General features: G+C 62.6%; 20 protein-coding genes. 16 read left to right on the top strand and 4 right to left on the bottom strand.

What is annotated here, in order from left to right:
* Positions 1 to 206: 206 nt before the first annotated feature.
* Both FJ548_RS26295 and FJ548_RS26290 read right to left on the bottom strand, forming a co-directional pair.
* Positions 207 to 1097, bottom strand: coding sequence for an alpha/beta hydrolase (locus FJ548_RS26295; RefSeq protein WP_140612793.1), 891 nt, complete (start codon positions 1095 to 1097; stop codon positions 207 to 209).
* Between the two features lie 130 nt (positions 1098 to 1227).
* Positions 1228 to 3258 carry a lytic transglycosylase domain-containing protein gene (locus tag FJ548_RS26290; RefSeq protein ID WP_140612794.1) on the bottom strand — a complete coding sequence of 677 codons (2031 nt, stop codon included), beginning with the start codon at positions 3256 to 3258 and terminating at the stop codon, positions 1228 to 1230.
* Positions 3259 to 3548: 290 nt separating this feature from the next.
* Between FJ548_RS26290 and dapA the strand changes: the two genes are divergently transcribed.
* Genes dapA through FJ548_RS26275 form a run of 3 tightly spaced genes read left to right on the top strand, consistent with a single transcriptional unit; the run spans position 3549 to position 5769 of the window.
* Complete coding sequence (gene dapA, locus FJ548_RS26285; protein WP_140612795.1) at positions 3549 to 4430, top strand: 4-hydroxy-tetrahydrodipicolinate synthase; 882 nt, start codon at positions 3549 to 3551, stop codon at positions 4428 to 4430.
* A gap of 25 nt (positions 4431 to 4455) precedes the next feature.
* Complete coding sequence (gene smpB / locus FJ548_RS26280; protein ID WP_027053368.1) at positions 4456 to 4935, top strand: SsrA-binding protein SmpB; 480 nt, start codon at positions 4456 to 4458, stop codon at positions 4933 to 4935.
* Between the two features lie 60 nt (positions 4936 to 4995).
* Entirely contained in the window at positions 4996 to 5769 is a 774-nt protein-coding gene (locus tag FJ548_RS26275; RefSeq protein ID WP_246678773.1) for a glycoside hydrolase family 25 protein, read from the top strand.
* 24 nt (positions 5770 to 5793) lie between these two features.
* On the opposite strand, the gene FJ548_RS26270 is transcribed toward FJ548_RS26275, so the two are convergent.
* Together FJ548_RS26270 and FJ548_RS26265 are read right to left on the bottom strand one after the other, a co-directional pair.
* Positions 5794 to 6450: a uracil-DNA glycosylase gene (locus FJ548_RS26270; RefSeq protein WP_140612797.1), complete on the bottom strand. Its 657-nt coding sequence runs from the start codon at positions 6448 to 6450 to the stop codon at positions 5794 to 5796.
* 11 nt (positions 6451 to 6461) lie between these two features.
* Positions 6462 to 7043, bottom strand: a complete 582-nt coding sequence (locus tag FJ548_RS26265; protein ID WP_140612798.1) for an NYN domain-containing protein — start codon at positions 7041 to 7043, stop codon at positions 6462 to 6464.
* Between the two features lie 322 nt (positions 7044 to 7365).
* Between FJ548_RS26265 and rpoZ the strand changes: the two genes are divergently transcribed.
* The 13 genes from rpoZ to FJ548_RS26200 all read left to right on the top strand — a co-directional run bounded on the left by rpoZ (position 7366) and on the right by FJ548_RS26200 (position 20956).
* Positions 7366 to 7767 carry a DNA-directed RNA polymerase subunit omega gene (gene rpoZ / locus FJ548_RS26260; RefSeq protein ID WP_140698158.1) on the top strand — a complete coding sequence of 134 codons (402 nt, stop codon included), beginning with the start codon at positions 7366 to 7368 and terminating at the stop codon, positions 7765 to 7767.
* Positions 7768 to 7895: 128 nt separating this feature from the next.
* Complete coding sequence (locus FJ548_RS26255) at positions 7896 to 10124, top strand: bifunctional (p)ppGpp synthetase/guanosine-3',5'-bis(diphosphate) 3'-pyrophosphohydrolase (protein WP_140698156.1); 2229 nt, start codon at positions 7896 to 7898, stop codon at positions 10122 to 10124.
* Between the two features lie 30 nt (positions 10125 to 10154).
* The gene (gene pyrE / locus FJ548_RS26250) at positions 10155 to 10733 is read left to right on the top strand and encodes an orotate phosphoribosyltransferase (protein WP_140612801.1); all 579 of its coding nucleotides are present in this window, start codon (positions 10155 to 10157) and stop codon (positions 10731 to 10733) included.
* A gap of 12 nt (positions 10734 to 10745) precedes the next feature.
* Positions 10746 to 11126 carry a VOC family protein gene (locus FJ548_RS26245; RefSeq protein WP_140779396.1) on the top strand — a complete coding sequence of 127 codons (381 nt, stop codon included), beginning with the start codon at positions 10746 to 10748 and terminating at the stop codon, positions 11124 to 11126.
* Positions 11127 to 11388: 262 nt separating this feature from the next.
* Entirely contained in the window at positions 11389 to 11988 is a 600-nt protein-coding gene (locus FJ548_RS26240) for a DUF2062 domain-containing protein (RefSeq protein WP_140612803.1), read from the top strand.
* Positions 11985 to 12398, top strand: coding sequence for a holo-ACP synthase (gene acpS, locus FJ548_RS26235; protein WP_140612804.1), 414 nt, complete (start codon positions 11985 to 11987; stop codon positions 12396 to 12398). The genes FJ548_RS26240 and acpS overlap by 4 nt, the downstream gene beginning before the upstream one ends.
* Positions 12399 to 12475: 77 nt before the next feature.
* Positions 12476 to 13225 carry a signal peptidase I gene (gene lepB / locus FJ548_RS26230; protein WP_140612805.1) on the top strand — a complete coding sequence of 250 codons (750 nt, stop codon included), beginning with the start codon at positions 12476 to 12478 and terminating at the stop codon, positions 13223 to 13225.
* A 4-nt stretch (positions 13226 to 13229) separates the two neighbouring features.
* The gene (gene rnc, locus FJ548_RS26225) at positions 13230 to 13955 is read left to right on the top strand and encodes a ribonuclease III (RefSeq protein WP_140612806.1); all 726 of its coding nucleotides are present in this window, start codon (positions 13230 to 13232) and stop codon (positions 13953 to 13955) included.
* Positions 13952 to 14872 (top strand): GTPase Era, encoded by a 921-nt coding sequence (gene era, locus FJ548_RS26220; protein ID WP_140612807.1) that lies wholly within the window; start codon positions 13952 to 13954, stop codon positions 14870 to 14872. The genes rnc and era overlap by 4 nt, the downstream gene beginning before the upstream one ends.
* Positions 14873 to 15555: 683 nt before the next feature.
* A complete protein-coding gene (locus tag FJ548_RS26215; RefSeq protein ID WP_140612808.1) occupies positions 15556 to 16710 on the top strand; it encodes a porin in 1155 nt (384 codons plus the stop codon).
* Between the two features lie 129 nt (positions 16711 to 16839).
* Complete coding sequence (gene recO, locus FJ548_RS26210) at positions 16840 to 17601, top strand: DNA repair protein RecO (RefSeq protein ID WP_140612833.1); 762 nt, start codon at positions 16840 to 16842, stop codon at positions 17599 to 17601.
* Complete coding sequence (locus tag FJ548_RS26205) at positions 17598 to 18116, top strand: PaaI family thioesterase (protein ID WP_140779395.1); 519 nt, start codon at positions 17598 to 17600, stop codon at positions 18114 to 18116. Before recO ends, FJ548_RS26205 begins: the two co-directional genes overlap by 4 nt.
* Before the next feature lie 83 nt (positions 18117 to 18199).
* Positions 18200 to 20956: a DUF2339 domain-containing protein gene (locus tag FJ548_RS26200; protein WP_140612810.1), complete on the top strand. Its 2757-nt coding sequence runs from the start codon at positions 18200 to 18202 to the stop codon at positions 20954 to 20956.
* Positions 20957 to 21009: the final 53 nt, after the last annotated feature.

The following is a 21009-nucleotide window of genomic DNA, read 5'->3' as shown; positions in this document are numbered from 1 at the left end:
CTCCGCATCCATAGGAATCAGACTTCAGTCGAAAAGGGAATCCCAACGATTCACCCTATTCGCCCGACGCTCTAAGCAGAACAAGAAGAACGAGCCGGGGGAAGAGAAATCTACACCCAAGGCGGCACAAAGAAGTTCGAAATCCCGGTAAAACCGGCCGAATGGACAGAAAGTCTGGGACCAGGATTGATCCCGGGCTTTTTGCATCAGGCCCCCCGTCTTTCCGCGCGACCGAGAAACGCAGCTATAGTGTCGGGCAGGCTGCCGGTTTCAAGGAAAGGGGCGTGCCCCTGGCCCTCGACCGTAATCGTTTCCATCGCCGGATGGCGCTCTTGCATCTGTTGCAGCGCATCCGCGGAGAGCAATCTCGAATTGGCACCGCGTATGGCGAGCAAGGGAATGGCCGCCAACGCGTCGAATTGCGGCCACAGGGCCGGCAGCGGCTGCGACAGGTCGAGACCGGCAACCGTGTCGACGAGCTTCGGGTCGAAATCCGGCAACAGGCCTTGATCCGTCGCCCGGTAGAGCGCCCTCACCATCCGCGTCCAGTCGGCGTCGGTGAGAATGGGGAAATCCTTGCCGTGAACGCTGCGCTGGGCCTCCATGGCCTCCGTGAAAGTTTTCGGCTTCGGCGCGCGTTCTAGGTAGGACTGGATGTGGGCGAGACCGGCGGGCTCGATCACCGGCCCGATGTCGTTGAGAACAATGGCTTTCAGCACGCCCGGCCGCGCTGCGCCGAGCACATGAATGATCAGCCCGCCGCGCGAAGTGCCGATAAAGGCCGCCGCCTCGATGCCGAGTGCCGCCAGCCCGCCAAGAATGTCGCCGGTCTCGACGCCGACATGATAGTGACTGACGTCGGGATCGTAGGCTGACTGCCCGCGTCCGCGATAGTCGAAGGCGACCACCCTGCGCGGATTGGATCCCGCCGAAAGGCGCAGCGCCAGCTCGTGAAAATCCCGGGCGTTGCGGGTCAGGCCAGGCAGGCAGATGACCGGCCAGTGTCCGGAATTCGCTTCGCCATAGACGCGGGCATGAAGTCTCAGCCCATCAGACGCGGCGTAGAAGAAGTCGGAGAAGCCTTTGAGATTCGGCATCTGGGCACGCACTTTCCTGCAGCAACATTAGTTCCGATTGCTACAGGGGAGGGTGGATGCGGTCAAACGGGAGACCTGGCTACCGGTCATCAGGGAAGATCGTCAGCAAAACTCTTATTCTTGGTGTCGGTCAGCTTCGTCCGTTCACGAGGTCGCCGACGATATCGTATTTGCCGGAAATACGCATCTTGTAGACTTCGTAGTTCTCCATCACGCGCTGCACGTAACTTCTTGTTTCCGTGTAGGGAATTCGCTCGATCCAGTCCACTACCGCATCGATGTCCCTGCCGCGCGGATCACCGTACTTCGCCATCCATTGGCTGGCCCTGTTGGGGCCGGCATTGTAGCCGGCGAAAGTCAGCACATAGGAACCGTTGAAACGATCGAGCTGCTCGCCCAGAAAGGCCGAGCCAAGCGTCGCATTGTAGCCGGCATCGGTGGTCAGCCGTGCCTGCGAGAACTGCAATCCGGCCTTCTTCGCCAATTGTTTGGCGGTTCCCGGCATCAGCTGCAGCAGCCCGCGCGCGCCGGCACTCGATACGGCGCCGACGTTGAATTCGCTCTCTTGCCGGGCGATCGCATAGGCCAGCGCCTTGCCGGAGCCGGAAATGTTGGCCGAATCAGGGATGACGCCGAGGGGATGCGACAGGGCGCCAACATCGATGCCGCGCGCGCCGGCGATCTTGCCGACCTTCAGGGCCATGAAATGGTTGCCCTGCTTCTCCGCGAGGACGGCGAGCAGCGCCAGTTCGCCGGGGCTCGTCAGCTGCCCGGCGAGGTCGCGATAGAGCGTTTCGGCATAGCGGTCATAGCCCGCCTCCTGCAGCCGTTTGATGGCGCTGACGGCCTCGCGGCCGGCAAAGTTCTGCCGGTCGGCAGCGCTTGGTTGGGGATAGACTATGTCGAGCGCCTGCCGGCCGACCCGTTCAGCGGCCAGCTGGCCGTAAAAAGTGGTGCCATACGCAGCCGCACGCCCGAAATAATCCTTGGCATTGCCGGGCCCGCCCACTTCCGCCGCGCGGCCGAGCCAGTAATAGGCGCGCGACAGTGTCATCGGCCCTTGCGCAAGATCGGCGATGCGCGCGAAATGCGTTGCGGCAAGCTTGGGATCGTTCAGGCCGCGTAGCGCGTACCAGCCGGCATGGAATTCGGCTTCCGCGGCATTGGCGGCACTTTCGGCGGCATGCGTGGTGACGATCCGGTAAGCCGTCTTCATGTCGCCTTGGTCGACCAATTCGCGCGACAGCACCCGGCGCTCGACCCACCAGGCGTCCGGGTCAACAAGAGCCTCGCGGTCCGTCGGCGCCTTCATCACAACGGCGGCTGCGCCGGCAAAATCCTCCTGCTTGCGCAAATATTCAGCCTGCGCGAAGAAATAGCCGGCCGAACGCTGCGCCGCCGGCACTGCGTTCAGCAGTTTCAGCGCATTCTTGTCGCCTCTGTCGGCCGCCGCCCAGGCGTCGGCAAGCTGCCGGGCGCCAGCGGGGCCGGCGATACCCAGGGCGGAATTCACCCGGTCGGCATAGAACATGCGCTCCATGCGAAAACGATGATCGGCGGCAGGGATCAGACCGCCGAATTCCTTGATCAGCGCCGTCTCGTCCTTGGCCTCCAGGATCGCGGTGCGCCAGAACGGCGACAGCACCGAGCGCGCAGCCTTGGCGTTGCCCGTTGCCACATAGGCGCGGGCGAGAACCATCACGCCTTCGAATGTCTGCGGCTGGCTGCCATCGAACGCCGCAATGACGATGTTGGGAGCGGGGTTCTCGCGGTAGAGCGCGCGCTCGCTATTCTTGCGCAAGGCGACGGTACCTGGCCAGTTGGGCAGCATTTTCGCGGCCGCGGCGATATCGCCGCTCGGAACCTTGTCACCGCCGTAAAGCGCGATCGCCCAGGCCAGGATGTGCTGGTCGAGCGATTGCGTGGGAAGCGCGTCGCGCACACCGCGAGCGCCGGAAATATCGCCTGCCGCCAGTGCGTCCAGCCCGTTCTTCAACATGGCGACGCTGGGGGAGGAATCCTGTTGCGTCTTGCCTTGCGGGCTTGGCATGGGGATCGCCGAAGTGACCCGCACATCGACGCTGCCGCTGATCGCCACGCCGGGCACCAGCACGGCGATGGCGCCAAGCAGCGCGAAGAGGTGAGGCCGATTGGCCGGCATGGTCTTACGTCTTTCCTAATCCTGGCATTGTAACAGCAGGCCGAGATGTCTCGAAGCCTAAACTTAGGTCGTGAAGAGCCCGTAAACAAAAGGTTATCAAGGCCGTTCGAATTGCGCTTGCTGGCACCACGGCAATGCTTGCCGCGCAACCATGTCGAGACTATGGTGCGCGGCTTCGCTTTCGGTTAGAAGGCGCGCACGACAAAGCACCGACGCATGTCGCCCGAAAGTGGAATACCGGTTTTGGGACAACGACATGCATAGACAACAGTCCCAAGGAGTTGGACGACATGCTGAGAGGCTCGCTTACCGCGCTCGTGACACCGTTCGAAAAGAGCGGGCGTTTCGACGAGAAAGCCTTTCGCGCGTTCGTTGCCTGGCAGCTCGATGAGGGCACCAGGGGCCTGGTTCCCGTTGGGACTACCGGCGAGTCGCCGACGCTGTCGCATGACGAGCATCGCCATGTCGTGAAGGTCTGCATCGAGGCGGCCAAGGGCCGCGCGCCGGTGGTTGCCGGCGCTGGCTCCAACAACACCGAGGAAGCCGTTGGGCTCGCCCAATATGCCGAAAAGGCCGGCGCCGATGCCGCCCTGGTCGTCACGCCCTACTACAACAAGCCGACGCAGCGCGGCCTCTACGAGCATTTCGCCGCCGTCGCCAGGGCAACCAAGCTGCCAATCATCATCTACAACATCCCGCCGCGCTCGGTGATCGACATGACGCCGGAGACGATGGGCCGGCTGGCGCACGACTTCAAGAACATCGTCGGCGTCAAGGATGCGACCGGCAAGGTCGAGCGCGTGTCCGAGCAGCGTTTGACCTGCGGCAAGGATTTCATCCAGCTTTCCGGCGAGGATGCTTCGGCCCTCGGCTTCAACGCGCATGGCGGTGTCGGCTGCATCTCGGTGACCTCGAATGTCGCGCCGCGGCTCTGCGCCGAATTTCAGGAGGCAACGCTGTCAGGCGACAGTGTGAAGGCGCTCGAACTGCAGGATCGTCTCTTGCCGCTGCACAAGGCGATCTTCATCGAACCTGGCGTTTCCGGCGCCAAATACGCGCTATCGAAGCTGGGCAAAGTCGAGAATGTGCTGCGCTCGCCGCTGGTGACGGTCGAGCCGTCGACGGCCGAAAAGATCGATGCGGCCATGAAGCATGCCGGCTTGATAAATTAGGGATGAGGCGCCACCTCTCCGCATTATGAATCAAGTCAGAAAAGCCGATCCCAACAACAAGACCGTTGCCGAAAACCGCAAGGCGCGTTTTTCCTATGAGGTTCTCGACACGATCGAGGCAGGCTTGGTGTTGACCGGCACCGAGGTCAAGTCTCTGCGCCAGGGCCAGGCCAACATCCAGGAAAGCTACGCTTCGGTCGAGGGCGGCGAGATCTGGCTGATCAATTCCTATCTGCCGGAGTACCTGCAGGCCAATCGCTTCAACCACGAGCCGCGCCGCCGCCGCAAGCTCCTGCTCAACAAGCGTGAGATGGCGAAACTCTCGCAGAGCGTCGACCGCGAAGGCATGACCCTGGTGCCGCTAAAAATCTATTTCAACGATCAGGGCCGCGCCAAGCTCCTGCTCGCCGTCGGCCGCGGCAAGAAACTGCACGACAAGCGCGAGACCGAAAAGCAGCGCGACTGGTCGCGTGAGAAGGGCAGGCTCTTGAAGGAACGAGGTTAGGCTGGGGCTATTCGCTTGAAGAGCCGGATTGTCCTGCTGAGTTTGGCCACCCTGGTTTTGGTGTGCTTGGTCGCCGCGAGCGGCTATTTCTATTTCAGGGCGTTCTCCCCGGATCGCGGCAAATATCCGGTCAGAGGCATCGACGTTTCCCATCATCAGGGCCAGATCGACTGGCGGCGCGTTGCCGCCGATGATGTCGCCTTCGCCATTATCAAGGCGACCGAGGGCGGCGATCATCTCGACAAAGCCTTTGCCGCCAATCTGCGGGAGGCCCGCGCCGCCGGGCTTGCCGTGGGTGCCTATCACTTCTTCACCTTCTGCCGGCCCGGCGCCGACCAGGCGAAGAATTTCATCTCGGTCGTGCCGCACGATCAGCCCATGCTGCCGCCGGTCGTCGACATCGAGTTCGGCGGCAACTGTCCGCAGCGTCCGTCGGCCGGACAGTTGAATGCCGAACTCCAGGCCTTCCTCGAACCTGTCGAGGCGGCGTTCGGCAAACCGGCGATCGTCTATCTGACGGATGAGGCGGAGGCCGCCTATGCCGGGCAGATCGCCGCTCGCCCGCTCTGGCTTCGCTCGCTGCTTGTGAAGCCGGATCGTGACGACTGGGTCTATTGGCAGTATCACAACAGGGGGCGGGTGGATGGTATTGAGGGTGACGTTGACCTGAACGTTCTTCAAGGCGGGCAGGAGAAGTTGCGGCGCTGCTTGCGGCGGCGCATTGAGCCGTGCCGGGCGAGACGGATCCGATCCGGATCGGTCGAAGCAGTGAAGGAGACACATACCTATGGCTCGATCGGCGACGTGAAACCGGACGCCTTGCTGCCGGTGTGAGCCGATGTCGGGGATGCGGTGGTCTCAATTCTTCAGGAATGCCTCGATCTCGCCGAAGACCCTGACAAACATGTCTTCGGTCAAGACACCGGTATTGGTGTTGTAACGCGAGCAGTGATAGCTCGAAAACAGCGCAACGCCGCCGGCCGTCAGCTGCCCGCCATGTTTGAACGGATAGGCGGCGACGCGCCCGCCCAGCGCCCGCACCGTCGACTGGTGCGCGATCGAACCCAGTGCCAGCACGGCCCGCAGGTTGGGAAAGCGAGCGATCGTCGGCACCAGGAACGTCCTGCAGGTGGCGATCTCGGCGGCGACCGGCTTGTTCTCCGGTGGCACGCAGCGTACCGCATTGGTGATCGCCGTGCCGACGAGCGCCAGCCCGTCATCGGGCCTCGCCTTGAATTCGCCGCGAGCGAAACCGTGCGCGATCAGCGTCGAATAGAGCAGGTCGCCGGCATAGTCGCCGGTGAAGGGGCGTCCGGTTCTGTTGGCACCGCGCAGGCCGGGCGCCAGCCCGACGATCAGAAGTTGAACGGTATCCTCGCCTTCCGGCGGCAGGAAGGTCGGCACCGGCGCGTTGAACCAGGACGGTTCGAGCTGCCGCCATTCGGCAATGAAGTCATGCAGCCGCGGGCAGAGCGGGCAGTCGCGGTTCGGTTCGGAAATGGAAGGGGCGGTCAAGTCGACCGGCCTCAATAGTCTTCCTCTTCGACTTCGGCCGGTTCGGGCCGCCTTACAGGCCGTTCGGACGGATCGCGGCCAACTTCGTTCTTCAGCGTCGTCAGGTCGATGAAGTGGTCGGCCTGGCGGCGCAGATCATCAGAGATCATCGGCGGTTGCGAGGCCATGGTCGAGACGATCGACACCTTGCGGCCACGCCGCTGCAGCGCCTCGACCAGCGTGCGGAAGTCGCCGTCGCCGGAGAAGATGACATAGTGGTCGACGACGTCGGCAAGTTCCAGCGCATCGACGGTGAGCTCGATGTCCATATTGCCCTTGATCTTGCGGCGGCCGGTGGAGTCGGTGAATTCCTTGGCCGGCTTGGTCACCACCTTGAAGCCGTTGTAGTCGAGCCAGTCGATCAGGGGGCGGATCGATGAGTATTCCTGATCCTCGACCAGCGCGGTGTAATAATAGGCGCGCAGCAGGTAGCCGCGCTTCTGGAAACTCGACAGCAGCTTGCGATAGTCGATGTCGAAGCCGAGCGCCCGCGATGTGGCGTAGAGATTGGCGCCGTCGATGAACAGGGCGATCTTTTCACGGGGGTCGAACATGGAAAATATTCCTTTTCGAAAATGCGGCCGTCTAAACGAAATGCGGTAGCGACGGTCGGTCAGGCTCATAATAAACCGGCTGACCTTGACCATCCGAAATAACGCCAGTTTGGTGGCAATCCAAGGGCGTGTCGCCGTACTGCAAGCAATTGTGATCGCGAAGCCGGACATGGAAGCGGCCCGGTTTCGCCAAATTCGGTGTCTGGACACAGGATTGAGCGCCCAATGGTCCCGCCAATGCCATGATGCTTGTATTTTGGCGGCGTTCAGGTTATGGACCGCGTCTGTTTTCCATCAAATCCAGGCATGAAAGGGGCAATCCATGGCCCGCGTAACCGTTGAAGACTGCATCGACAAGGTCGACAACCGCTTCGAGCTGGTGCTCCTTGCCGGCCACCGCGCTCGTCAGATCAGCCAGGGCGCGCAGATCACCGTTCCTCGTGACAACGACAAGAACCCGGTCATCGCGCTGCGCGAGATCGCCGACGAGACGCTGTCGCCCGACGATCTCAAGGAAGACCTGATCCATTCGCTGCAGAAGCATGTCGAGGTCGACGAACCCGAAGCCGACGGCGAGGCAATCGCCGACCAGACAGGCAGCGCTGTTGCGACTGCCGAGACCGATGACGCCGAGGACAACGTCACCTTCGATCGCATGACCGAGGAAGACCTGCTGGCCGGCATCGAAGGTCTGGTACCGCCGGAAAAGAGCGACGACTACTAAGAGAGTTCTCCAGAAGCGGCTGGAACAATCGTCCGGCACTTCCGTCTCGTCAGTTTCGTGGCTATCTATGACATGCGCCGTACATCAGTGCGGCGCATGATTCATTTCATCGCCGAGAGATTGTGCCCATGATGCGTCAGTATGAGCTTGTCGAGCGCGTGCAGCGCTACAAGCCTGACGTCAACGAGGCATTGCTGAACAAGGCCTATGTCTATGCCATGCAAAAGCATGGCCACCAGAAGCGTGCTTCGGGCGACCCCTATTTTTCGCATCCGCTCGAAGTCGCCGCCATCCTCACCGAAATGCACATGGACGAGGCGACGATCGCGGTCGCCCTGCTGCACGATACCATCGAGGACACCACGGCGACGCGGGCCGAAATCGACGAGCTGTTCGGCCCCGAAATGGGCAAGCTGGTCGAGGGCCTGACCAAGCTGAAGAAGCTCGACCTCGTGTCGAAGAAGGCGGAGCAAGCGGAAAACCTGCGCAAGCTTCTGCTGGCGATTTCGGAAGATGTCCGCGTGCTTCTGGTCAAGCTCGCCGACCGTCTGCATAACATGCGCACTCTCGACCATATGCCGGAGGCCAAGCGCCTGCGCATTGCCGAGGAGACGATGGAGATCTATGCGCCGCTTGCCGGCCGCATGGGCATGCAAGGCATGCGTGAAGAGCTGGAGGAGATCGCCTTCCGCTATATCAATCCGGAAGCCTATCGCGCCGTCACCGCCCGGCTGGCCGAAATCTTCGAGCGCAACAGGGATGTGCTGTCCGAGATCGAGAAGGCGCTTTCGGGTCTGTTCGAAAAACACGCGATCAAGGCCGGCGTCAAAAGCCGCCAGAAGAAGCCTTGGTCGGTGTTCCGCAAGATGGAGGCCAAGGCCCTGTCCTTCGAGCAGTTGTCCGACATTTTCGGCTTCCGTGTCGTCGTCGATACAGTCGAGGACTGCTATCGCGCTCTCGGCGCCATCCACACCACATGGTCGATGGTGCCTGGCCGCTTCAAGGACTACATCTCGACACCGAAGCAGAACGACTACCGTTCGATCCACACCACCATCGTCGGCCCCTCGCGCCAGCGCGTCGAGCTGCAGATCCGCACGCGCGAGATGAACAAGATCGCCGAATACGGCGTCGCCGCCCATTCGATCTACAAGGACACCGGCGGCAAGACGAACGGGGCCGGCCATGCGATCTCGAAGGAGACGAACGCCTACGCCTGGTTGCGCCGCACCATCGAGCAGCTCGCCGAAGGCGACAACCCCGAGGATTTTCTCGAAAACACCAAGCTCGAGCTGTTCCAGGACCAGGTGTTCTGTTTCACGCCGAAAGGCATGCTGATCGCGCTGCCGCGTGGCGCCACACCCATCGACTTCGCCTATGCGGTGCATACGGACGTCGGCGACACCTGCGTCGGCGCCAAGGTCAATGGCCGCATCATGCCGCTGATGACGGAACTGAAGAATGGCGACGAGGTCGAGATCATCCGCTCCAAGGCGCAGGTGCCGCCGGCCGCGTGGGAATCCGTCGTCGTCACCGGCAAAGCGCGGGCCGCCATCCGCCGCGCCACCAAGAACGCTATCCGCAAGCAGTATTCCGGGCTCGGCGCGCGCATTCTGGAGCGCGCCTTCGAACGGGCCGGCAAGAGTTTCACCAAGGAAAGCCTGAAGCCGGTGCTGCACCGGCTGGCGCGCAAGGACATCGAGGACGTGCTGGCCTCGGTGGGACGTGGCGAGTTGGCCTCGACGGATGTGATGAAGGCGGTCTTCCCCGACTACAAGGACGAGCGCGTCACGCCGGCGGCACCCAAGCAGCGCGAGGAAGGCTGGTCGAAGATCCGCAATGCCGCCGGCATGCTGTTCCAGATTCCCGGCCGCGCCGCGCGCAAGGACAAGGACCAGCCGCGCGATGGCGCCGTGCCGATCCGCGGCGTGCGCGGCGACCTGCCGGTTCGGTTCGCGCCGGAAGGGGCGGTGCCTGGGGATCGTATCGTCGGTATCGTCCAGCCGGGCACCGGCATCACCATTTATCCGATCCAGTCGCCGGCCCTGCAGGCCTTCGACGACCAGCCGGAGCGCTGGATCGACGTGCGCTGGGATATCGACGAACGCACCAAGGAGCGCTTTCCCGCGCGTGTCTCGGTCACAGCCATCAATGCGCCAGGGTCTCTTGCCGACATCGCCCAGGTCGTCGCCTCCAATGACGCCAACATCCACACGCTGTCGATGGTGCGCACGGCGCCCGATTTTACCGAAATGCTGATCGATCTCGAAGTCTGGGATCTGAAGCATCTCAACCGGCTGCTGTCGCAGCTCAAGGACAATTCGAGCGTCAGCGATGCACGGCGCGTGAATGGCTGACGCGGCTGATCTATGAGGGGATAGGCGCAGATGAATACCGAAGAAGTGCTGGGCATTTTCCGCGAGGCGGGCGCTGTTCTGGAGGGGCATTTCATCCTGACGTCTGGCCTGCGCAGTCCGGTCTTCCTGCAGAAAGCGCGCGTGTTCATGCACGCCGACAAGACCGAGCGCTTGTGCAAGGCGCTGGCCGAGAAGATCCGCGCCGCGGTGCCAGGCAAGATCGACTATGTCGTGGGTCCGGCGATCGGCGGCCTGATCCCGGCCTACGAGACCTCACGCCATCTCGGCGTGCCGGCGATCTGGGTCGAGCGGGAAGGGGGCGAGTTCCGCCTGCGGCGCTTCGAGATCGCGAGCGGTGCCCGTGTCGTCATAGTCGAGGATATCGTCACCACCGGCCTGTCGATCCGCGAAACCATCGATTGCCTGCGCGAACTTGGCACCGAGGTGGTGGCCGCCGCCTGCATCATCGACCGTTCGGCCGGCAAGACCCATGTCGGGGTGCCGCTGATCGCGCTTGCCGAGTATGAAGTTCCGGCCTATCCGCCGGACCGACTGCCGCCGGAGCTTGCCGCCATACCGGCAATCAAGCCCGGCAGCCGCAACATCTGACTGGGAGGTCGAATGATCGTCGGCATCGATCATTTCGTGCTGACGGTGGCGTCGCTCGAAGCGACGTGTGCCTTCTACCAGCGCGTGCTGGGCTTTGAGCGCGTTGATACGCCGGGCCGGCCGACGGCGCTGGCTTTTGGCTGTCAGAAAATCAATGTCCACGAGGCCGGTCGCACCTTCGAGCCTAAGGCGAAGCTGCCGACGCCTGGATCCGGCGATTTCTGCCTGGTCACCGATCGGCCGCTCAGCGAATTTCTCGCCAGCCTCGAGGCTAGAGGTGTGGTGGTGGAGCTTGGGCCGGTCGAACGGATCGGAGCGCGGGGCCCGATGATGTCGGTCTATTTCCGTGATCCGGATGGCAACCTTGTGGAAGTCAGCCAGTACCTTCGGTAGTTTCGCAAGCACTCGGCTGCGACAATAAGCCGACGCTTCTTCTCAAATTCGCCGTGATTGTCCGGTGTTGGAGAGATGAACCTTACCAAAAATTATGGCGGTGCGGCCGCTGTGCAGGTGGCCCTCGGTTGTTGTCGGGGTTGCGGATAGCTATATCAAAGTCGCGATTGCCTTTCGGCGACCGCAAGGCGCAAGATATGGCGATCGAAGCCCGGCTGGCAGCAGCCGGCACACGAGTTGTTGTTATCGGGAACAGGAAAGAGTGCTTTTTCGTCGCCGCAAGCCTGATGGCCTTCTCGAGCGGGTGCGCACATATCTATGGCCGCGCCGTTCGTTTTCGCGTTCACTGCAGTATTTCTCCAAGCGCATCCTGAGGCTGAAGGCCACGCCGCACGCGGTGGCGGCCGGGGTCGCGGCTGGTGTCTTCGCTTCGTTCTTTCCCGTGGGCTTCCATTTCATCATTGCCGCCGTTCTGTGTTGGGTGATCGCCGGCAATCTGGTGGCGGCGGCGCTCGGTGCCGTTTTCTTCGGCAATCCGCTGACCTTTCCGCTGCTCTGGGGTGCGTCCTGGGAAACCGGCAAACTCATCCTGCATGATCGCCTGCCGACACATGGTCCACCGGCGCATCTGGGCGAGATGCTGCACACGCTTTCCTTCGCGAAACTATGGCATCCGGTGCTCGAGCCGATGCTGATCGGCGCGGTGCCGCTCGGGCTGGTGTTCGGTCTCGTGTTCTACGGTATCACCCGCTGGGGCATGAAGGTCTTCCGTGCGCAAAGGCGCAAGCGGCTGGCCGAGCGCGCAAGCCGTCGTGAGCAGTCGTCCCATCCTACGGAAAGCATCGGCTCCGCCGCGCGATGATCATTGGCATCGGCAGTGACCTGATCGACATCACGCGCATTGAGAAGTCGCTGGAGCGTCACGGCCAGCGTTTCATCCAGAGAATCTATACCGAACTCGAGCAGGCGCGTTCGGAGAATCGGCGTGCTCGCGCCGCCTCATACGCCAAGCGCTTCGCCGCCAAGGAGGCTTGCGCCAAGGCGCTGGGTACTGGTCTGGCGCAAGGTGTCTTCTGGCGTGACATGGGCGTCGTCAATCTGCCCAGCGGCGCGCCGACGATGGCACTGACTGGCGGAGCCTTGGCGCGACTGGAAAAAATCCTTCCCCGAGGGCATCGGGCAGCGATCCACCTCACGATCACGGACGATTTCCCGCTTGCTCAAGCCTTTGTGATCATCGAGGCGTTGCCCGTCGAACAAGCGCCACATTGATTGCATTTGACGACCGGCATTGACGTTGCCCAGCGCACGCCGAGACTCTATACATCCAACGCACAATCGAGGACGACATGAGCGTGGCTGAAAAATCCCAGAAGAAATCCGGCGGGCTTGGCGAAACCGTCAGCGTCATCGTCCAGGCGCTCTTGCTCGCGCTCGTTATCCGCACGCTCTTGTTTCAGCCCTTTTCGATCCCGTCGGGATCGATGCGGCCGACGCTTCTGGAAGGCGACTATCTGTTCGTCACCAAATGGTCCTACGGCTATTCGCGCTATTCGCTGCCTTTCGGGCCCGACATCTTTTCGGGCCGTATCTGGGGCTCCGAGCCCAAGCGTGGCGACGTGGTGGTGTTCAAGTTCCCGCCGGACCCGTCCGTTGACTACATCAAGCGCGTGGTCGGCTTGCCTGGCGACAAGATCCAGATGAAGGATGGCCAGCTGTTCATCAACGGCGTCGGCGTGCCACGCGTGAAGACCGGCCAGATCGACAATCCCGACATCACGGAAAAGGATTATCCGATCGACGTCTACCGCGAGACATTGCCCAACGGCGTCAGATACGACACGCTCGATCTGTCGCCGAACTCGATCGGCGACAACACCCGCGAATTCGACGTGCCGCCCGGCCACTATTTCATGATGGGCGACAACAGGGATAATTCCGCCGACAGCCGGTTCACCGTCGGCTATGTTCCCGCCGAGAACCTGGTTGGCCGCGCCAACCTTGTCTTCTTCTCGATCGCCGGCAAGGCAAGCCCGCTCGAAATCTGGAAATGGCCGTCGCTGATGCGCGTTTCGCGCCTGTTCCATTTTGTCAACTAGGGTCATGGCGGTAACGAAGCGGTTGACCGCCGATGCGCTCGCCGAAGCGCTTGTGGAACATACGGGCCATGCCTTTGCAGACCGCCAGCGTCTGCAGCGCGCGCTCACCCATGCCAGTGCACGCGGCGCCAATGCCGGCTCCGATTATGAGCGTTTCGAATTTCTCGGTGACCGGGTTCTCGGCCTTGTCGTTGCCGACATGTTGCTGGCCGCGTTTCCCGACGCGGCGGAAGGCGAACTGTCGCTGCGCCTCAATGCGCTGGTCAATGCCGAGGCGCTTTCCGAGATCGCGGAGGATATAGGGCTGCCGGACCTGATCCGTGCCGGATCGGATGTGCGCGGGCTCGAAGGGCGCAAGCGCGTCAATCTGCGGGCCGACGCCCTGGAATCGCTGATCGCCGTGCTCTACCTGGACGGTGGGCTGGAGGCGGCGCGTGCTTTCATCCACAAATACTGGCAGCCCCGTTCGCAGGCCTCGGGTGCGGCACGCCGCGACGCCAAGACCGAATTGCAGGAATGGGCGCACCAGGCGGCGAGCGCGGTTCCTGCCTATCAGATCGACAGCCGCGAAGGGCCGGACCACGATCCGCTGTTCACCATCAGCGTAAGGGTTGGCGCATTTCTGCCTGCAACCGGCACCGGCCGATCCAAGCGCGAGGCCGAGCAGGCCGCTGCCGCGGCTCTTCTGATTCGTGAGGGTGTCTGGGTCAACGAAGGGAGCGCGGCATGACCGCCGAAGACAACGCAGCTGCTCCCGCCACGCACTCCGGCTTCGTCGCGCTGATCGGCGCACCGAATGCTGGCAAGTCGACGCTGGTCAACCAACTGGTCGGCGCCAAGGTGTCGATCGTCACCCATAAGGTGCAGACGACACGCGCCATCGTGCGCGGCATCGCCACGCATGACAATGCACAGATCGTCTTCGTCGATACGCCTGGCATCTTCAAGCCCAGGCGGCGCCTCGATACGGCGATGGTGACGACTGCCTGGGGCGGTGCCAAGGATGCCGATATCGTACTGTTGCTGATCGATGCCGAGCGTGGCATCCGGGGCGATGCCGAAGCCATCCTCGAACGGCTGAAGGACGTGCGCCAGCCGATGGCGCTGATCCTCAACAAGGTCGATCGGGTGAAGCCAGAGGCGCTTCTCGCCCTGTCCGCGGCAGCCAACGAGAAGGTGCCGTTCCAGCGCACCTTCATGGTCTCGGCGTTGACCGGCTCCGGCTGCAAGGATCTGCTCGATTATCTGGCACAGGCGCTGCCGGCCGGCCCCTGGTACTATCCGGAAGACCAGATTTCGGACCTGCCGATGCGCCAGCTGGCGGCCGAGATCACCCGTGAAAAACTCTATCTCAGGCTGCATCAAGAGTTGCCCTATTCCTCGCACATCGAGACCGAGAAATGGGAAGAGAAAAAGGATGGCTCGGTGCGCATCGAGCAGGTCATCTATGTCGAGCGGGACAGCCAGAAAAAGATCGTGCTCGGCCACAAGGGCGAGACCATCCGCGCCATCGGCCAGGCGGCGCGCATGGAGATTTCGGGCATCCTCGAGCAGAAGGTGCACCTGTTCCTGTTCGTGAAAGTACGCGAGAACTGGGGCGACGATCCCGAGCGCTACCGCGAGATGGGGCTGGAGTTTCCGCATTAGGGCATGAAAAGGCGCGTCGCTGACGGCCGAGACTGGCGCGCCGCCTTTGCAGCTGCCCATTTCTGTGTCACCGCCGATAGGTGTGCCGGGGGGAAGGGGCATGCCTCGCATTGGTCCGTCCATCGTTGAATCGAAGGCGAAACGTCACGGCACGAGCATATCGCTAGCCTCCCCCGATTCGCGGGGCACTTGGCCGCGGTCCTGATTGCCTTGGAGCGCGTCGATGCGGTCAGTGATCTGGCGTCCGGGGCGGCGCGATTTCTTCCGTCGCGGCAGATGGAGTTGACTCCCGTTCTCACCAATTCAAGAGTGGGAAGCAAATACTTCCTAATGTACTTAGGTGGCGTATAATCACCAATTGAAACATATAAGGTAAACGTCAATAAAATAAAGTTAGACGCGAAAGAAGGCGGGATTATTACACAAATGCGACGGTGTGCCATTTGTGCTGCATTGAAAATGAAGGCGCATGAATTAGTGTTATTTGTGCAACACGGATTTAATCTGTGGCAGGAATCCGGCCTATTTATGGAATTGTCATTGAAGGCTGAAGATCGATGGGTATGTTCGCGATCGAAAAGGGGTCGCGGTGCGGGCCGTTTTCGCTGTGGGGGTGAGGCGAAATTGATCCGTCTTCCACAAATCCGAAGCTAATTTTTTAACTTGACTGGAGAGGTCAGAAAATGAACATCAAGAGCCTCCTTCTCGGCTCAGCCGCGGCACTGATCGCGGTCTCCGGCGCACGTGCCGCGGACGCCGTCGTCGTCGCCGAACCGGAACCGGCCGAATACGTCAAGATCTGCGACGTCTACGGCGCCGGCTACTTCTACATCCCGGGCACCGAGACCTGCCTGCGCATCGGCGGCTATGTCCGCTATGACATCGGCGTCGGCGATGCCGGCACGTTCGACGGGGTCAACCATGTCCCGGACCATCAGGGCGACGGCACTCATTCGACCTACTACAAGAACACCCGCTTCACGCTGAAGACCTGGACCGGTCAGGAGACCGAGCTCGGCACCTTGAAGACCTACACCGAGACCCGCTTCAACTATGGCAACAGCAGCGGCGACTATGTCAACGGAAGCACCGACTGGCAGGGCCGTAACAAGTCGCTGTCGCTGCGTTTCGCCTACATCCAGCTCGGCGGTCTGCGCGTCGGTAAGGACGATACGGCTTTCGATACCTTCATCGGCTATGCGGGCAACGTCATCCAGGACACGATCGTTCCCTATGGCGGCCAGGAGAGCAACGTCGTTCAATACTACTTCGACGCAGGCAACGGCATCTCGGCGATGGTCTCGCTCGAAGAAGGCGCCGGCACCGTCGGGACCATCGACAGCTATGTTCCGCATGTCGTCGGCGGCTTGAAGTACAAGGCCGACTGGGGTGCGATCACCGGCGTTGTCGCCTATGACAGCAACTACGAGGAAGTGGCCGGCAAGGTCCGTTTGGACGTCAACGTCACCAAGGAACTGTCGCTGTTCGTCATGGGCGGCTACGGCACCGACGACAACCTCACGGACGACGCCAACAACGTCATCGACGCACATGGCCGTGGCTTCTACAAGCAGTGGGGCGGCAACTGGGCAGTCTGGGGCGGCGGCACCTACAAGTTCAACGCCAAGACTTCGTTCAACGCCCAGGTCTCCTATGACGACTGGAAGAACCTCGGCATCGCCGCCAACATTGCCTATACCGTTGTGCCGGGCTTTACGGTCACGGCTGAAGTCGACTACCAGAACGTCGGCGATGACACCCCGGCCAATTCCGTATGGGCCGGCGCAACCAAAAAGAGCAACGTCGGCGGCATTCTCCGCTTCCAGCGCTCGTTCTGATCGATTAATCTGCCAGAAGCCGCCCGCAGCATTCGCTGCGGGCGGCTTTGTTTTGACGAGGGCTAAAGCCGTAGGCCACACCTGAGCCGCATCTTGATTTCGCCATTCAACCGGTGAAAAGCTTTTGTGATGGAATGGCGCGACGAGGGAATCATTCTCGGCACCCGCAAGCATGGCGAAACCAGCGCCATTCTCGAGGTGATGACCCGCGCGCATGGCCGCCATCTCGGTCTCGTGCGCGGCGGCCGCTCGCGCAAGCAGCAGCCCGTTCTCCAGCCCGGCAACCGCGTCGATCTCTTATGGCGGGCGCGCCTTGACGAGCATCTCGGCACGTTCCAGGCCGAGGCGATCGAGATGAACGCCGCCCGGCTGATGGACAGCGCCGTCGCTGTCTACGGGCTGCAGACCATGGCCGCGCATCTGCGCCTGCTGCCGGAGCGCGACGCCCATGGCGGCCTTTACGAAGCGCTCGCCGTGATGATCGTCCATCTTGACGATGCCGATGCGGCTGGCGAACTGGTGGCGCGCTTCGAACTTCTGATCCTCGATGAACTCGGCTTCGGCCTTGATCTCAGCCAATGCGCCGCCACCGGCACGCGGCAGGATCTTGCCTATGTCTCGCCGAAGTCCGGCCGCGCGGTGTCGCGTGAAGCAGGCGCGCCATGGCACGGCAAGATGCTGGTGCTGCCGGCTTTCCTGCAGCGCGGCTCCGGTCTGCGCGCGGATCCGGCGGCGATCGAGGATGCCTTCCGGCTGACCGGCTTCTTCTTTACCCGCCATATCTATGAGCCGCGCGGTATCAACGAGCCCGACGCCCGCACCGGTTTTCTTGCCGCACTTCGCAAGCACCACGCGCGTGGCAAGGCCATCGCCGGAGAGAACGCGGCATGAGCGAAGTCGAACTCTATCCGGGCCGGGTCTCGTCGCTCGGCCTCGGCACAATCCCGCACGCCGACATAACGAAATATACCGGCCTCGAACTGCTGCAGCGCATTATCGACGGCAAATATCCGGCACCGCCGATCTCCTACCAACTCAGCTTCGCATTAACTGAAGTAGAGAAAGGCCGCGCCGTGTTCCGCGGCGTGCCGAATGAGCGCCACCTCAACCCGTTGGGTGGCGTACACGGCGGCTGGGCGGCAACGCTGCTTGATTCGGCGCTGGCCTGCGCCGTGCAGACGCTGCTCGAAAAGGGCGAGGCCTACACGACTGCGGAATTCAAGGTGAACCTGACGCGGCCGATCACGCCCAGGACCGGCGAGGTGGTCTGCGAGGGCAAAGTGGTCCACAAGGGCCGCACGCTTGCCGTTTCGGAAGCGACGCTGAAGGATGCCCGCGGTAAGCTTCTGGCTTTCGGCACCGAGACATGTTCGATATTTCCGGCCGCCAATCTGGCGGCGCGTTGAGTTTTCCAGCCGCCTGGCCGCCGCATTTGAATGTCAGTGAGACGAAACGTCAGTGAAAACTGGCCTGGTTTGGGGGAACCGCCATGTTTGAGAACCTGATCGGCCTTGTCGCCATCATCGCCCTGTTTGTCATCATATCGCGCCAGCAGAACCGCATCGGTCTGATCGAGCGCGAACTTGGCGCCCTGCGTAGCCTTGTGCTCTCAGGCGCTTCGCCGCCCGTGGCCAAGCCGACCGAACAGGCTGCGGCCGATGGCAAGTTGGACGAGGCGCCGGTGGCAGTGGCGGCCGCCGATATCTCGCCGGCGGCGGGCGAGCCGATCACCGCGCAGGGGCAGGCCACGGAAGTGGAAGCTCTGACCGGCGAGGTCCTGGCTGGCCCGTGGAACGCAGGCGAGGCGGCGCAGACGGCAACGGGACCTGCCGCGCCGGCAGCCGCTGCGAAAGCCACTCGCCGGTCCGACGTCGAAACGGCGCTCGGCACCCGCTGGGCCGTCTGGGTCGGTGGGATCGCGCTGGCGCTGGGCGGGCTGTTCCTGATTCGCTACACCATCGAGGCCGGCATTTTCGGCCCTGGCGTGCGGCTCACCATGGCGGCCGTGCTTGGGGTGGTGCTGGTTGCCGCTGGCGAGTTCATTCGCCGCACCGGCTTCAGGGTGCCGGTGCAAGGTGCGGCCGGCGCCTACATTCCGGCGATCCTGACGGCGGCAGGCGCCTTCATCCTGTTCGGCGCTGTCTATGCCGCTCACGGCATCTACGGCTTCATCGGGCCGGCACTTGCCTTCACGTTGCTCGGTGCCATCGGAATCGCCACCATCGCCGCCGCTCTCGTTCACGGCCAAGCGCTGGCCGGCATCGGCCTCGTCGGCGCCATTGTAACCCCAATGCTGGTTGCCTCGCAGGCGCCCAATCCCTGGGCGCTATTCGGCTATCTCGCCATCGTGCTGGCCGCCACAGGCGTTATCGCTCGCATGCGCGACTGGAAATTGCAGATGGCGGCCGCTTTTGCCGGCACGGGCATCTGGACCGTCCTTTACATGATGGATGCGCCAGGCGCGAACCTCTCCGCCATCCTGTTCATCGACGCCATCACGCTCGCCGTACTCGCCTTTGCCTGGCTCGGCCGCCGTGGCGGCGAAACCGAACCGGCCAAGGCATTCGACTGGCCATCCGTCGTGCCTGGCTTGTTCATCGCACTCTCTGCGCTGGGCCTGTCGGTCGACCCGGTCTTTGCCGCTGCCGGCTATGCCGTGCCGGGCGCGGTCTTGCTTGCCGCGATGGTGGCCGTTGCGCTCTACCGTCCGCTGGCCCTGCCGCTGCTCTACGCCGCGGGGCTGGCGACGGCGCTGATCTATCTCGGCATCATCCCGCCGACCTCAATCACTTCCGACTTTTCGAATGGCGTCTTGGGCGTTGATGGCTCGCCTTTGGCCATCGCCAATACGCTGACATTGCGCATTGGCCCGGCACTGGGCCTCGTCTTCATTGGCGCCGGGCTCTGGGCGGCGCGAAGATTTGCCGCCGCAACACAGATACGCGCCGCCTCATGGGCGGCATGGGGCGTTGTCGTGCCGCTGGTCATCCTGCTGGCGCTGTGGCTCACCTTTGGCGATCTCGACCGAGACTTCGCCTATGCCGCCGTCGCAGCTCTTCTGGTTGTGGTTTTCGCCGCTGGCGGCGAGTGGATCGCGCGGGTCGAGAAGCCGCTCAAGGGCGGCATGGCGGTGTCGTTTGCCTTGGGTGGCGCGGCCGTCGCTGGCCTGCTGATGCTGCACATGGCTTTCGTTTCCGGCTGGACCACTGTCCTGCTGGGTGCGGCGACAATTGTGCCCGCATTGGCGACCCGCTGGCGCTCTTATCCCGTGCTCGGCTGGATTGCTGTCGGCGCGGTGATTGCTGTGCTTGGCCGCGTCGCCTTCGATCCGACCATCGTCGGCGCGGAATTCCTTTCCAGGACGCCGGTGTTCAACTGGCTGCTGCTTGGCTACGGCATACCCGCGCTCGCTTTCGGCTTCACCGCCTGGCAGCTCGCCCGCACCACCAATGGCCGCCCGCGCCTCGCCATGGAAGCGGCAGCGGCGCTGTTTGCGCTGCTCACCATTGCCATGTTGGTGCGTCATGCGATGCATGGCGGCATCATCAACAGCGATGCGCCAACGCTTGCCGAGCAGGCGATCTACACGCTGATCGCCATCGGCGCCGGCGCCATCCTGGTCGCCATAGACCGGCGCTCGCCAAGCTCGGTGCTGCGTTACGGCTCGATGGCCGCCGGCGTGGTTTCAGCCGCTTTCGTCATCGTCCAGCACTTCCTGGTGCTCGATCCGCTGTTTACGGACGAATCCACCGGCCGGATTCCGGTCTTCAACCTGGTGTTCCTGGCCTATCTCTTGCCGGCCGTCGCCGCCGGCGGGTTGGCGCTCTATGCCCGAGGCAAGCGGCCGAAATGGTATTCGGCGATGCTGGCGCTGGTCGCGGCTCTTCTTGCCTTCGCCTATGCCACGCTGTCGGTAAGACGCCTGTTCAAGGGCGAGTTCATCGGCCTGTGGAGCGGACTCGGTCAGCTGGAGACCTACACTTATTCGGCGTTGTGGCTGGTCATCGGCGTAGCGTTGCTCACCGCCGGCGTCTGGCTGAGGTCGCAGGTGCTGCGCGTTGCCTCCGCCGTGCTGATCGCGGTCGCCGTGCTGAAGGTCTTCCTGTTCGACATGTCGGAACTGGAAGGCGTGCTCAGGGCGCTGTCCTTCATCGGCCTGGGCGCCGTGCTGATCGGCATCGGCCTGTTCTACCAGCGGCTTCTGACGCGGGCGGCGAGGGAGACGGTATCTGTAGGCGAGCAATGATGGGGGAAATTCAATCCAGCCGGAATAAACCGGCACCCGCCAGCGTTATCTCA

The sequence above is a fragment of the Mesorhizobium sp. B2-4-17 genome (genome assembly GCF_006441275.1).
Classification (GTDB): Bacteria; Pseudomonadota; Alphaproteobacteria; order Rhizobiales; family Rhizobiaceae; genus Mesorhizobium.
This window is presented reverse-complemented; position numbering and strand designations above follow the sequence as displayed.

Bases quoted from the DNA above. Each gene is read 5' to 3' on its own strand.
- FJ548_RS26295 (WP_140612793.1), bottom strand. From the start codon at position 1,097: ATGCCGAATCTCAAAGGCTTCTCCGACTTCTTCTACGCCGCGTCTGAT.
- FJ548_RS26290 (WP_140612794.1), bottom strand. From the start codon at position 3,258: ATGCCGGCCAATCGGCCTCACCTCTTCGCGCTGCTTGGCGCCATCGCC.
- dapA (WP_140612795.1), top strand. From the start codon at position 3,549: ATGCTGAGAGGCTCGCTTACCGCGCTCGTGACACCGTTCGAAAAGAGC.
- smpB (WP_027053368.1), top strand. From the start codon at position 4,456: ATGAATCAAGTCAGAAAAGCCGATCCCAACAACAAGACCGTTGCCGAA.
- FJ548_RS26265 (WP_140612798.1), bottom strand. From the start codon at position 7,043: ATGTTCGACCCCCGTGAAAAGATCGCCCTGTTCATCGACGGCGCCAAT.
- rpoZ (WP_140698158.1), top strand. From the start codon at position 7,366: ATGGCCCGCGTAACCGTTGAAGACTGCATCGACAAGGTCGACAACCGC.
- FJ548_RS26255 (WP_140698156.1), top strand. From the start codon at position 7,896: ATGATGCGTCAGTATGAGCTTGTCGAGCGCGTGCAGCGCTACAAGCCT.
- pyrE (WP_140612801.1), top strand. From the start codon at position 10,155: ATGAATACCGAAGAAGTGCTGGGCATTTTCCGCGAGGCGGGCGCTGTT.
- FJ548_RS26245 (WP_140779396.1), top strand. From the start codon at position 10,746: ATGATCGTCGGCATCGATCATTTCGTGCTGACGGTGGCGTCGCTCGAA.
- acpS (WP_140612804.1), top strand. From the start codon at position 11,985: ATGATCATTGGCATCGGCAGTGACCTGATCGACATCACGCGCATTGAG.
- lepB (WP_140612805.1), top strand. From the start codon at position 12,476: ATGAGCGTGGCTGAAAAATCCCAGAAGAAATCCGGCGGGCTTGGCGAA.
- rnc (WP_140612806.1), top strand. From the start codon at position 13,230: ATGGCGGTAACGAAGCGGTTGACCGCCGATGCGCTCGCCGAAGCGCTT.
- era (WP_140612807.1), top strand. From the start codon at position 13,952: ATGACCGCCGAAGACAACGCAGCTGCTCCCGCCACGCACTCCGGCTTC.
- FJ548_RS26215 (WP_140612808.1), top strand. From the start codon at position 15,556: ATGAACATCAAGAGCCTCCTTCTCGGCTCAGCCGCGGCACTGATCGCG.
- recO (WP_140612833.1), top strand. From the start codon at position 16,840: ATGGAATGGCGCGACGAGGGAATCATTCTCGGCACCCGCAAGCATGGC.
- FJ548_RS26205 (WP_140779395.1), top strand. From the start codon at position 17,598: ATGAGCGAAGTCGAACTCTATCCGGGCCGGGTCTCGTCGCTCGGCCTC.
- FJ548_RS26200 (WP_140612810.1), top strand. From the start codon at position 18,200: ATGTTTGAGAACCTGATCGGCCTTGTCGCCATCATCGCCCTGTTTGTC.